An 11,674-nucleotide genomic window follows, 5' to 3' on the forward strand; every position below is an offset into this window, starting at 1 on the left:
CCGCGCCCCCCTCACCAGGCGAGCTTCTCCAGCGCGTCCAGGTCCAGGGCCGCCGCGGGCCCCGGCTCCGCCCCGCCGCCCTCCCCGCCGGCCCCTTCCCCGCCGTCCGGCCCCACCCGCAGCTCCGCCCAGATCGTCTTCCCCCGCCGCCCGTACCGGGTGCCCCACCGCTCCGCGAACCGCGCCACCAGGTACAGCCCCCGCCCGCCCTCGTCGGTGTCCGCCGCGTGCCGCAGGTGCGGCGAGGTGCTGCTGCCGTCCGACACCTCGCACACCAGCCGCCGGTCGTACAGCAGCCGCACCCGCACCGGATCCGCCCCGTACCGCACCGCGTTGGTGACCAGCTCGCTCAGGATCAGCTCCACCGCGTACGCCGTCTCCTCCAGGCCCCACTCGACGAGCTTGGCCGCCGCCGCGTTCCGCACCGGCGACACCGCCGCCGGGTCCCGCGCCACCTCCCACTCGGCGATCCGGTCCGCCGGCAGCCGCCGGGTCCGCGCCACGAGCAGCGCGATGTCGTCCCGGGGCGCCGGCGACAACAGGCTCGCCAGCACGTCCGCACAGGTCTGCTCGGGACTCCGGTCCGGCCGCTCCAGCGTCCGGCGCAGCAGCCGCAGCCCCGTCCCCACGTCCCGCCCGTGGTCCTCCAGGAGCCCGTCCGTGAACAGCACCAGCCTGCTGCCCTCCGGCAGCCGCAGCTCCGTCGACTCGAAGGGCACGTCCCCCAGCCCGAGCCCCAGCGGCACCCCCGGCGACAGCGGCGGGAACTCCACCCGCCCCTCGGCGTCGACCACCGCGGGCCCCGGATGCCCCGCGCTCGCCACCGTGCACACCCCGGACGCCGGATCGTAGATCGCGTACAGACAGGTCGCGCCGGTGATGCTCTCCTCCCGCCGCCCCCGGCCGCCGCCCGGCGCGCCCGCCGGCTCCGCCTCCTCGTCGATCCGCCCGGTCAGCTCGTCCAGGTGCCCCAGGATCTCGTCCGGCGGCACGTCCAGCGTCGAGAAGTTGTGCACCGCCGTCCGCAGCCGCCCCATCGTCGCCGCCGCGTGCAGCCCGTGCCCCACCACGTCGCCCACCACCAGCGCCACCCGCGCCCCCGGCAGCGGGATCACGTCGAACCAGTCGCCGCCCACCCCCGCCTTCGCCGGCAGATAGCGGTACGCCACCTCCACCGCGTCCTGCTCGGGCAGCACCCGCGGCAGCAGGCTCCGCTGGAGCGTCACCGCCATCGCGTGCTCCCGGGTGAACCGGCGGGCGTTGTCCACGGCCACCGCCGCCCGCGCCGCCAGCTCCTCCGCGAACTCCACGTCCTCCGCCCCGAACGGCTCCGCCGTGTCCGCCCGCCAGAAGTTCGCCATCCCCAGCACCACGCCCCGGGCCAGCAGCGGCACCGTCAGCAGCGAGTGCATGCCGTACGCCAGCGCCCGCGCCGCCCCCTCCGGGTCCTGCGCCCGCCAGCCTTCCGCCGCCGCCAGCACCGGCTGCACCACCGCGCGCCCCTCCGCCAGCGCCGTCGCCATCGGCGTGCTCGGCACGTGGAACCGGATCACCTCGCCCACCCGCTGGAGCGGCTGCTCCGGCCGCACCCCGCTCAGCGCGGTCCTGCGCATCTCCGCCAGCGTCGCGTCCTGCGGCGGCTCCTCGCCCCGCAGCACCGGTTCGAGCAGCTCCACGGTGGCGAAGTCCGCGAACCTCGGCACCGCCACCTCCGCCAGCTCCTCCGCCGTCCGGACCACCTCCAGGGTCGTCCCGATCCGCACCCCCGCCTCGTACAGCAGCTGGAGCCGGCCCCGCGCCACCTCCGCCCGCCCGGCCAGCGCCGCCAGCTCGGTGGTGTCCCGCATCGTCATCACGCTGCCCGACCTCGCCTCGTCCGGCACGGTCGGCCGCACGCTCACCGCGAGCAGCCGGTCACCCGCCCGGTGCACCTCGTCCGTCGCGGTCCGCCCCGACTCCAGGAGCTCCACCGTGCGGGGGTCGAGCCCCAGCTCCGCGAGCGGCCGCCGCTCGGCGTCCGCCGGCAGCCCCAGCAGCCGCCGCGCCTCGTCGTTGACGAGCACCAGCCGCCCGTCCGCGCCGACGATCACCACCCCCTCGCGGACCGCGTGCAGCACCGCCTCGTGGTGCTCCTTCATCCGGGTCATCTCGGCCGGGCCCAGGCCGTGCGTCTGCCGCCGCAGCCGCCGCGCCACCAGCCCCGCCCCGCCCAGCGCCAGCAGCAGCGCCCCGCCGCCCGCCGCCAGCAGCACCACGAGCCGGCCCTCCACCGCCCCCCTGAGCGACTGCACCTCGATGCCGCTCGTCACCATGCCGACGATCCGGCCGTCGTCGTCCACCACCGGCACCACGGCCCGCACCGCGTCGTTCGGCGCGCCCCGGAAGGTCTCCGTGTACGACTCGCCGTCCACCGCCGCCCGGGACAGGTCCCCGGTCGCCTTCCGGCCGATCAGCCCGCTCTCCGCGTCCGTGTACCGCACCCCGTCCGGGCCGAGGACCGCGACGAAGTCCACCCCGGTCGCCACCCGCGTCTGCTCCGCCCGCTCCTGGAGCGCCGCCGTCGGGTCCGGCGACTCCAGGGCCGCGTCCACCCCGGGCGCCTTCGCGAAGGCCTCCGCGACCGCCAGCGACCGCGTCCGGGCGTCCTGGAGCACGTCCTGCCGGGCCTGCCGGAAGGTGACGAGCACCGCCGCCACGATCACCAGCAGCGCCACCAGCGCCTCCAGGGCGAAGACCTGTCCCGCCAGGCTCCGCAGCCCGGTGCCGTCCCCCCGCCGCGGCCGGCCCCGGCGGGCCCTCATCCGGTGCTCCGGGCGATCAGCAGGGCCACGTCGTCCGGGGCGCCGGGACGGCGCAGCCGCCGCAGCAGCCGGTCGCAGCTCTCCTCCAGGGACAGGCCCCGGGTCTCCTCGACCAGCCGGACGAGCAGCGCCAGCCGCTCGTCGATGGGGGCGTCCCGGGTCTCGATCAGCCCGTCCGTGTACAGCACCAGCCGGTCGCCCCGCCGGAACGGCACCCGCGTCGTGCGGAAGGCGCCCCCGCCGACCCCCAGCGGCACCCCGGTGCCCACCCCGACCAGCTCGGCCGGGCCGTCCGCCGGGAGCCGCACCGGCGGCAGGTGGCCGGCGTTCGCGATCCGGCAGCGCTCCCTGCCCGGGTCGTGCACGGCGAACAGGCAGGTGGCGATGGAGTGTTCGGGGGCGACCGTGATCCGGTCCAGGTGGCGCAGCACCTGCGCGGGGGAGAGGTCCAGGTCGGCGAAGGCGCGGGTGGCGGTCCGCAGCCCGCCCATGGTGGCCGCCGCGTCGATGCCGCTGCCCATCACGTCCCCCACCACCAGGGCGGTCCGGTCGCCGGGCAGCGCGATCACGTCGTACCAGTCGCCGCCGACCTCGTGGGACGCCTGGGCCGGCTGGTAGCGGACCGCCGTCTCCAGGCCGGGCCGGACCGGCGGCGGCCCCGGCAGCAGGCTCCGCTGGAGGGTCACCGCCGCGTTCCGCGCGCTCTGGTACCAGCGGGCGTTGTCGATGCCGACCGCCGCCCGGGCCGCCAGCTCCACGGCGAGCAGCACGTCGTCCGCGTCGAAGGGCAGCGGATGGTGCCGGTCCCGCTTCAGGTCGAGCGCCCCGAGCACCTCGCCGCGCGCGATCAGCGGCACCGCCAGGTACGAGTGGACCCCGGCCCGCGCCAGCTGCCGGGCCGCCTCGGGACCGCGCGCGATCCGCTGCAGGTCCGCCGGGCCGACCCGGGCCACCAGGACCGGCCGCCCGGTGCGCACGCAGCGGGTGACCAGCCGGTCCGCCCCGTACGCCGCGACCGAACCGGGCGGGTCGGCGGCGGGCAGCGCCTCCGTCTCGTGCCCGGCCTTCACCGCGAGCGCCCGGAAGAGCGCCGGGCCCCGGCCGGGGGAGTCCGGCGCGCGCAGCGAGAGCACCGAGTCGAGGACGTCGACGGCGGCCACGTCGGCGAGGGCCGGCACCACCACCGACGCCAGCTCGGCCGCGGTCCGCTCCACCTCCAGGGTGGTGCCGACCCGGGCGGAGGCGTCCGCGATCAGCGCGAGCCGCCGCCGGGACCGGTCGGCCTCCGCGTCCGCGCGGTGCCGCTCGGTCACGTCGGTCACCCAGGCCGCCACCCCGAGGACCCGGTCCGCGGCCGTCTCCAGGCGGTAGAACGACACCGCCCAGGCGTGCTCGCCGCCGCCCGGGTCGGACGGGGTGGTGCCCATCGCCCGCAGGCCGAGGAGCGGCCGGCCGGTCTCCAGGACCTGCCGGGCCGCCGCTTCCAGCGGCGCCGCGTCCACCCCGGTCAGCACCTCGGAGGGGAGCCGCCCCAGGTGCAGCGCCGCCGGCACCCCGTTGAACCGTTCGAGGGCCGGGTTGACCAGGGCGTAGCGCAGCTCGGTGTCGAGGACCGCGAGGCCGATCGGGGACTGCGACACCAGCCGGTCGGAGAGGGCCAGCTCCGTCTCCACCCGGGCGACCGCGCTCCGGTCGGCGGCGATGCCGAGCGCGTACAGGTCGCCCAGGTCATCGGTGAGCCGCATGTTGCGGAACTCCACCTCGCGGGTCGAGCCGTCCTTGTGCCGCACGGGGAAGGTGCCCGCCCAGGTCGTGCCGCCGCGCAGCACCTCGCCGAAGAGCCGCACGGCCTCGGTCCGGTGCTCCTCGCCGACGATCAGCCGGGCCACGTACCGCCCCAGGGCCTCGTCGGCGCGGTAGCCGAAGAGGTCCTCCGCCTGCGGGCTCCACAGCACGATCCGGCCGGCCGCGTCCACCACGACGGCGGCCACCCCGAGCACGTCGAGCAGCCCCCGCGCGTCGAAGCCCGGCCCGCCGGGCACCCGGAGGCGCCCCTCGTCCGTCCCCGTCCCGGGAAAGGAACCGGCCGTCACCCTGCCTCCTCCCGCCGAGCCCGCGCCCCCTCCCCTCCATGCTCCCCGGCCCCCCGCGGCCACGCACCACGGGCGACCCACCCGGGGCCGTCCTGGGCGGCGGGCGCCGTCCGCCGGCGGGGCGCGGCCGTGAGGGCCGCGCCCGTCAGGCCGGCGAGCGCGAGGGCCGGGAGCAGGACGGTGGGGTCGACGGCGGTGACCAGGGCCGCGCCCAGGGCCAGGGCCAGGGCGTTCGGGACGAAGAGCGCGGTGTTCGCGGTCGCCGCCAGGCGGCCCGCCGCCTCCGCCGGGGCCTCCCGCTGGACCGCCGTCACCGCGGCCACCAGCACCCACGGCATGCCGAGCCCGATCAGGGCGCTCGCCGCCAGCGCCGCCGGCTCGTGGGGCAGCGCCCGCGCGCCGGCCGCCACCGCGAAGAGCGCGAGGCCGCCGGCGCAGACCAGCCGCTCCGGGACCCGCCGCAGCAGCGGCCCCGCGGTCAGCCCGGCGAGGACCGAACCGGCGCCCTGCACCGCGTACAGCACCCCGGCGTACGCGGCGGGCCGGCCGAGCCCGTCCACCACCGCGTACACCGCCGCCCCGTTCACCCCGGCGAGCAGCATCATGAAGGACCCGGCGGCGACCGGCGGCCGCAGCACCGGCGAGGACGCGAGCAGCCGGACGCCCTCGGCGGTCTCCCGCCGCCACGCCCCCCGCTCCCGCGCGGCCCGCGCCGGGCGTTCCTCCCGGACCCGCACCGCGGCGAAGGCGCCCGCGGCGAGGACGAAGGTCGCCGCGTCCAGGAGGGCGACCGGGCCGCCGCCCCAGCGGGCGAAGAGGCCCGCCGCGACCAGCGGGGCGACCAGCTTCGTCGACTCGCCGGCCGTCATCCGCCAGCCGTTCACCGAGCCGAGCCGCCCCTTGTCGAAGCCGGTCGAGAGCAGGGCCTGTTCGGCCGCGTCGTGGACGGCGCCCTGGGCCCCGTACAGCACGAGCACGGCGAACAGCAGCCACACCCGGTCGGCCGAGGTGACCCACAGCAGCAGCGGCAGCACGGCGGCCGCCGCGAGGTCGAGGGCGACGAGCAGCGGACGGCGGCGGAAGCGGTCCGCGACCGTGCCGAGGAGCGGCCCGAGGAGGGCGGGGGCCCAGAGGGCGAAGGCGGTCAGGGCCGCGAGCCCGTCCGAACCCGTCAGCGACTTGACCCAGATCCCGGAGACCAGCCACATCGCCGTCGTCCCGAACCCGGACACGACCACACCTGTCAGATACCAGCGCATGGACGGGAGCGTGCCGTCTGAGGTGGCCCTCCGGGATCGGGCAGGATCCCTATTCCGCGGCCGGTTCCGTCCGCGCGGACCGCCCCTCGCGCCACAGCGCCGCACCCGTCACCACGGCGCCGAGCCCCTCCCACAGGCCCACCCCGAGGAAGCCCGAGGGGGCCCGTCCCGTGACGACCGCCAGGGTGAAGACCGCGCAGGTGAGAAGGCGGAAGGGGACCGTCCAGCGGAAGAACGCCCGCCAGTCGGCGAGGGCGGCGAGCACGTAGTAGACGCCCATGTTGAGCGCGGCCATGGAGGAGGCGGTGAGGAAGACCAGCGTGTGGTCGCCCTCCGCGCGCGCCCCCGCCGGCACCGGCTCGAAGCCCATCGTGGTGAGCAGGACGTCGGGGGCGACCAGGCCCACCGCGCCCAGGGCGGCGGCGAGGACGCCGAAGACCGCCATGGTCCAGCCGGACAGCGAACGGGGCAGGCGGCGCACGGCGGTCCTCCGCGGAGCGAGATCGACGGTTCAGGGGACGCTCTGGTGTTCGAGCAGGATCCTGCATATCGCGCGGAGGGCCGTGGGGGCCAATCCTGCCCCCACGGAGGTCACTTCAGCGCCGCCGCCATCATCTTCCGGGCCACCGGAGCCGCCAGGCCGTTGCCGCTGACCTCGGAGCGGGCCGCGCCCGAGTCCTCGATCAGCACCGCCACCGCCACCTGCTTCCCGGTGGCCGGGTCCTTCGCGTAGGAGGTGAACCAGGCGTACGGCGTCTTGCTGTTGTTCTCGCCGTGCTGGGCCGTGCCGGTCTTGCCGCCGACCTCGGCGCCGGGGACCGCCGCGTTGCTGCCGGTGCCCTCCTCCACCACCGTCACCATCGCGCTGCGCAGCTGCTCGGCGGTGGCCTCGGAGACGACCCGGGTGGCGTCGCCGTCGTCGAAGGACTCCAGCGCGTCGCCGTCGGAGTCGACCACCTCGGAGACCATGTGCGGGGCGGCGAGCCGCCCGTCGTTCGAGATCGCCGCCGAGACCATCGCCATCTGGAGCGGGGTGGCGGTCACGTCGAACTGCCCGATGCCGGTGAGCGCGGTCTGCGCCGCGTCCATCCCGGACGGGTAGACGCTCGGGTAGGCCCGGACCGGCACGTCCTGCTCGGCGTCGTTGAAGCCGAACTTCTCGGCCATCGCCCGCACCTTGTCCTGCCCCAGGTCGGCGGCCATCTTGCCGAAGACGTTGTTGCAGGAGTACCGGAGCGCGGTGCGGATCGTGGCGTCCTCGCAGGGCGCGTACCTGTTCTCGTTGGGCAGGACGGTCCGGGTGTTCGGCAGGGTGTACGGGTCGGGGCTGTCGGTCCGCACGTCCACGGAGGAGTACAGCCCGTCCTCCAGGGCGGCGGCCGCGACGACCAGCTTGAAGGTGGAGCCGGGCGGCAGCGGCTGCCGCAGCGCCCGGTTGACCAGCGGTTTGTCCGGGTCGTCCAGCAGCTCCTGCCAGGCGTCCCCGTCGGTCGTCCCGGCGATCTTCCCGGGGTCGTAGGAGGGGGTGGACACCATGGCCAGGATCCGGCCGGTGGCCGGGTCGATCGCGACCGCCGCGCCCTTGGTGCCGCCCAGCGCGCGGTAGCCGGCCTTCTGCACGTCCGGGTCGATCGTGGTGACGACCGTGCCCGGCTCCTGCTGCTTGCGGGTGACCGCGTCGACCGGGTTCTTCAGCCGGTCGTCGGTGCCGTCGAGGATCCCGGAGTAGATGCCCTCCAGCTGGGTGGCGCCGTACGCCTGCGAGCTGTAGCCGGTGACCGCCGAGTACAGGGCGCCCTCCGCGTAGCTGCGCTCGTACGCGAGGTCACCGCTCTCGGTCCGCTTCGAGCCGGTGACCGGCGAGCCGGCCACCACGATGTTCCCGAGCGGCTGCGCGTACTGCGCGATGGTCTTCCGCCGGTTCTTGCTGTCGTTCGCGAGCGCCTTGCCCTCGTACGCCTGGACCCACGTGGCCCTCCCGAGGAGGGCGAGCACGAGGACCAGCACGAAGACCGAGGTGCGCCTGATCGTCTTGTTCATGGCACCTGGAGGGACGAACGGGGCGGCGCGAGGCGTTCCGGGTGTGGTGCGATTCTCAGGAAACGTTCATGCGGTACGTACCCGGCGGAACCGGACGGTCACAGCCGGCGGGTCGCCAGCGTCAGCCGGTCGCGCGCGTCGAAGAGGGCGTCCTTGATCAGCTGCTCGTGGCCCGGGGTCAGCCGGGCGGCCGGCACCGAGCAGCTCAGCGCGTCCCGGGCCGGGGTCCGGTAGGGGATCGCCACCGCGAAGCACCGCAGCCCCAGCGTGTTCTCCTCGCGGTCCACCGCGTACCCCTGCTCGCGCACCGTCCCCAGCTCCTCGATCAGCCGCTCCCGGTCGGTGATCGTCCGCTCGGTCACCGCCGGCAGCGACTCCGGCAGCAGCCTGCGCACCTGCTCGTCGTCCCAGGTGGCCAGCAGCGCCTTGCCGAGCGCGGTGGAGTGCGCCGGCAGCCGGCGCCCGACCCGGGTGAAGGGCCGCAGGTGGTGCTGGGACTGGCGGGTGGCCAGATAGACCACGCTGGTGCCGTCGAGCCGGGCCAGGTGGACGGTCTCGGTGGTGTCGTCCGACAGCCGGTCGAGGGTGGTCCGCGCGGCGGCCACCACCTCGTCGCCGTCGATGTACGAGGTCCCCACGAGCAGCGCCCGCACCCCGATCCCGTACCGGGTCCCGGTGGCGTCGGTCTCCACCCAGCCCAGCTCGACCAGGGTCCGCAGCAGCATGTAGAGGCTCGACTTGGGATAGCCGACGGCCTCCTGGACGGCGGCCAGGGTGTGCATCCCGGGCCGGCCGGCGAAGAACTCCAGGAGCTCCACCGTCCGCACCGCGGACTTCACCTGCGCCCCGTTCGCGTCGGCACCCGCCATGACCCCGCCCTTCTCCCTGACTTCCGGACGACCTTGTGGGAACGCCCGTGGCGTCAATAGAGTCCACCCCGAAGCGTTCAGACACAAGAACGCTGTTCATCATAGTGAACAAGAGGTGGGGCAGTGTCGGCAGCAGCAGTGTGGAGTGTGGACCCCCGGACGGGGAAGCGGCGCGAACAGGTCGCGACGGAGGCCACGGCGGCCGACGTCGACCGCGCGGTCCGCGCCGCGCACGCCGCCCGCGAGACCCTCGCCGACCGCACGGTCCGCGCCGCCTTCCTCCGGACCGCGGCCGACCTCCTCGACGCCTCCGCCGACGGGATCGTGGCCACCGCCGACGCCGAGACCGCCCTCGGCGCCCCCCGGCTCACCGGCGAACTCGCCCGCACCACCGCCCAGCTGCGCGCCTTCGCCGGCGTCGTCGACGAGGGCGCCTTCCTCGACGTGCGGATCGACCTGCCCGACCCGACCGCCGTGCCGCCCCGCCCCGACCTGCGCCGCTGGAAGATCCCGCTCGGCGTCGTCGCCGTCTACGCGGCCAGCAACTTCCCGCTCGCCTTCTCCGTCCCCGGTGGCGACACCGCCAGCGCCCTCGCCGCCGGCTGCCCGGTCGTCGTCAAGGCCCACCCCGACCACCCGGCCACCTCCGAGCTCACCGCCGGACTGCTGCGCCGGGCCGCCGCGAAGACCGGGCTCCCCGAGGACGTCGTCGTCCTGCTGCACGGCTTCGACGCGGGCGTCGAACTGGTCCGCCACCCGCTGGTCGCGGCGGCCGGCTTCACCGGCTCCGTGCGCGGCGGCCGGGCGCTCTTCGACGCCGCCGCCGCCCGCCCCGCCCCGATCCCCTTCCACGGCGAACTCGGTTCCCTCAACCCGGTCGTCCTCACCCCCGCCGCCGTCGCGGGGAAGGCCGAGGAGCTCGGCACCGGCCTGGCCGGCTCCATGACGCTCGGCGCCGGACAGTTCTGCACCAAGCCCGGCTTCGTCCTCGCCCCGGCGGGCGCCGACGGCGACCGCTTCCTCGGCGCCCTCGCCGAGGGCGTCGGCGCGGCGGCCCCCGCCGTCCTCCTCGACCACCGGATGCGCGCCGCCTTCGTCGAGGGCGTCACCGAGCGCGCCGCCCTCGACGGCGTCACGGCCCCCGTGCTCCCCGGCGCCGCCGACGAGCACACCGTCACCCCCGGCGTCCTCGCCGTCGACGCGGCCCGGCTCGCCGACGGCGACCACGCCCTCCTGCTGGAGGAGTGCTTCGGCCCCGTCACCGTCGTCGCCCGCTACGCCGACGAGACGGAGGTCGCCGCCGTCCTCGGCCGGCTGCCCGGCAACCTCACGGCCACCCTGCACTGCGCCGACGAGGACCCGGCCGCCCCCGGCCTGCTCGCCGCCCTCACCCCGCTCGCCGGCCGGATCCTCGTCGGCGGCTGGCCCACCGGCGTCGCCGTCGCCCCCGCCCAGCACCACGGCGGCCCCTACCCGGCGACCACCTCCACCTCCACCTCGGTCGGCGCCACCGCCATCGAGCGCTGGCTCCGCCCGGTCACCTACCAGTCCACCCCCCAGCACCTCCTCCCGCCCGAGCTCCGCGACGGCAACCCGCTGGGGGTGCCCCGGAGCTGATCCGCCGGCCGGGCGTCCCCGGCGGGGCGTTCCTTCGCCGGGGCACTCCTCGGCCGGGAGCTCCCGGCCGAGGAGTGCCCCGCTCCGGGGCGCCCTCCGCCGCGGCCCTCCCCGGGTGCTCCGTCTCACACCGGGCCCGGAAGCGGAATGGAATCCGCGGGGGACCGCGTTGTCCGGAGAGCAGTCCCAGCCCGCCCCCCCGGAGAAGGAACCCCATGCGCGTCGAGATCTGGTCGGACATCGCCTGTCCCTGGTGCTACATCGGAAAGGCCCGCTTCGAGAAGGGCCTCGCCGCCTTCGCCCACCGGGACGACGTCGAGGTCGTCCACCGCTCCTTCGAGCTGGACCCGCACCGGGCCAAGGGCGACACCGGCCCCGTCCTGGAGATGCTGGCGAAGAAGTACGGCCGGACCCTCGACGAGGCGCGGGCCATGGAGGCGCACGTCGCGTCCAACGCGCACTCCGAGGGCCTGGAGTACCTGACCGACGGCCGCGACCACGGCAACACCTTCGACATCCACCGGCTGCTCCACCTCGCCAAGGAGCGCGGCCGGCAGAACGAACTGCTCGACCTCGCCTACAAGGCCAACTTCGCCGAGGAGCGCTCGGTCTTCGACGCCGAGACCCTGGTGGCCCTCGCCGTCGAGGCCGGACTCGACGAGGCCGAGGCGCGCGCCGTCCTCGCCGACGAGACCGCCTACGCCGACGCCGTCCGGGACGACGAGCGCGAGGCCGCCGAACTCGGCGCCAACGGCGTGCCGTTCTTCGTCCTCGACCGCCGCTACGGCGTCTCCGGCGGCCAGCCCGCCGAGGTCTTCACCCAGGCCCTGGAGCAGGCGTGGCAGGGCCGCGCCCTCCAGCCGGTCGGCGGCGCCGGCACCGACGCCGAGGCGTGCGGCCCGGACGGCTGCGAGGTCCCGCCCCGCGCCTGAGCCGGCCCTGCCCCGGGCCCGTCCCGCGCCTGCCCCACGGCCGCCCCGGCCCCGCCCCACGCC

8 protein-coding genes are annotated in these 11,674 nt (G+C 76.2%); 2 read left to right on the top strand and 6 right to left on the bottom strand.

Going from position 1 to position 11,674, the window contains the following annotated elements; translation table 11 throughout:
• Positions 1-11 precede the first annotated feature (11 nt).
• The 6 genes from IE326_RS30045 to IE326_RS30070 all read right to left on the bottom strand — a co-directional run bounded on the left by IE326_RS30045 (position 12) and on the right by IE326_RS30070 (position 9,062).
• On the bottom strand, positions 12-2,801 hold the full coding sequence (locus tag IE326_RS30045) for a SpoIIE family protein phosphatase (RefSeq protein WP_190043832.1): 2,790 nt from the start codon (positions 2,799-2,801) through the stop codon (positions 12-14).
• Positions 2,798-4,894, bottom strand: coding sequence for a SpoIIE family protein phosphatase (locus IE326_RS30050; protein ID WP_150227585.1), 2,097 nt, complete (start codon positions 4,892-4,894; stop codon positions 2,798-2,800). Before IE326_RS30050 ends, IE326_RS30045 begins: the two co-directional genes overlap by 4 nt.
• Positions 4,891-6,153 carry an MFS transporter gene (locus IE326_RS30055; protein WP_150227584.1) on the bottom strand — a complete coding sequence of 421 codons (1,263 nt, stop codon included), beginning with the start codon at positions 6,151-6,153 and terminating at the stop codon, positions 4,891-4,893. The genes IE326_RS30050 and IE326_RS30055 overlap by 4 nt, the downstream gene beginning before the upstream one ends.
• A gap of 49 nt (positions 6,154-6,202) precedes the next feature.
• On the bottom strand, positions 6,203-6,598 hold the full coding sequence (locus IE326_RS30060) for a hypothetical protein (RefSeq protein WP_190044252.1): 396 nt from the start codon (positions 6,596-6,598) through the stop codon (positions 6,203-6,205).
• A gap of 146 nt (positions 6,599-6,744) precedes the next feature.
• Positions 6,745-8,193 carry a peptidoglycan D,D-transpeptidase FtsI family protein gene (locus IE326_RS30065; RefSeq protein ID WP_190043833.1) on the bottom strand — a complete coding sequence of 483 codons (1,449 nt, stop codon included), beginning with the start codon at positions 8,191-8,193 and terminating at the stop codon, positions 6,745-6,747.
• A 98-nt stretch (positions 8,194-8,291) separates the two neighbouring features.
• Positions 8,292-9,062 (bottom strand): IclR family transcriptional regulator, encoded by a 771-nt coding sequence (locus IE326_RS30070; protein ID WP_030746236.1) that lies wholly within the window; start codon positions 9,060-9,062, stop codon positions 8,292-8,294.
• 123 nt (positions 9,063-9,185) lie between these two features.
• Here IE326_RS30070 and IE326_RS30075 point away from each other — a divergent pair, with 123 nt between their 5' ends.
• Together IE326_RS30075 and IE326_RS30080 are read left to right on the top strand one after the other, a co-directional pair.
• Positions 9,186-10,679: an aldehyde dehydrogenase (NADP(+)) gene (locus IE326_RS30075; RefSeq protein WP_190043834.1), complete on the top strand. Its 1,494-nt coding sequence runs from the start codon at positions 9,186-9,188 to the stop codon at positions 10,677-10,679.
• Positions 10,680-10,894: 215 nt separating this feature from the next.
• Positions 10,895-11,611: a DsbA family oxidoreductase gene (locus IE326_RS30080; protein WP_150227579.1), complete on the top strand. Its 717-nt coding sequence runs from the start codon at positions 10,895-10,897 to the stop codon at positions 11,609-11,611.
• Positions 11,612-11,674 lie beyond the last annotated feature (63 nt).

This window comes from Streptomyces filamentosus (genome assembly GCF_014654895.1).
Taxonomy (GTDB): domain Bacteria; phylum Actinomycetota; class Actinomycetes; order Streptomycetales; family Streptomycetaceae; genus Streptomyces; species Streptomyces filamentosus.

Excerpts from the sequence above, each read along its gene's own strand:
- IE326_RS30045 (WP_190043832.1), bottom strand. The coding sequence starts at position 2,801 with ATGAGGGCCCGCCGGGGCCGGCCGCGGCGGGGGGACGGCACCGGGCTG.
- IE326_RS30055 (WP_150227584.1), bottom strand. The coding sequence starts at position 6,153 with ATGCGCTGGTATCTGACAGGTGTGGTCGTGTCCGGGTTCGGGACGACG.
- IE326_RS30060 (WP_190044252.1), bottom strand. The coding sequence starts at position 6,598 with ATGGCGGTCTTCGGCGTCCTCGCCGCCGCCCTGGGCGCGGTGGGCCTG.
- IE326_RS30065 (WP_190043833.1), bottom strand. The coding sequence starts at position 8,193 with ATGAACAAGACGATCAGGCGCACCTCGGTCTTCGTGCTGGTCCTCGTG.
- IE326_RS30070 (WP_030746236.1), bottom strand. The coding sequence starts at position 9,062 with ATGGCGGGTGCCGACGCGAACGGGGCGCAGGTGAAGTCCGCGGTGCGG.
- IE326_RS30080 (WP_150227579.1), top strand. The coding sequence starts at position 10,895 with ATGCGCGTCGAGATCTGGTCGGACATCGCCTGTCCCTGGTGCTACATC.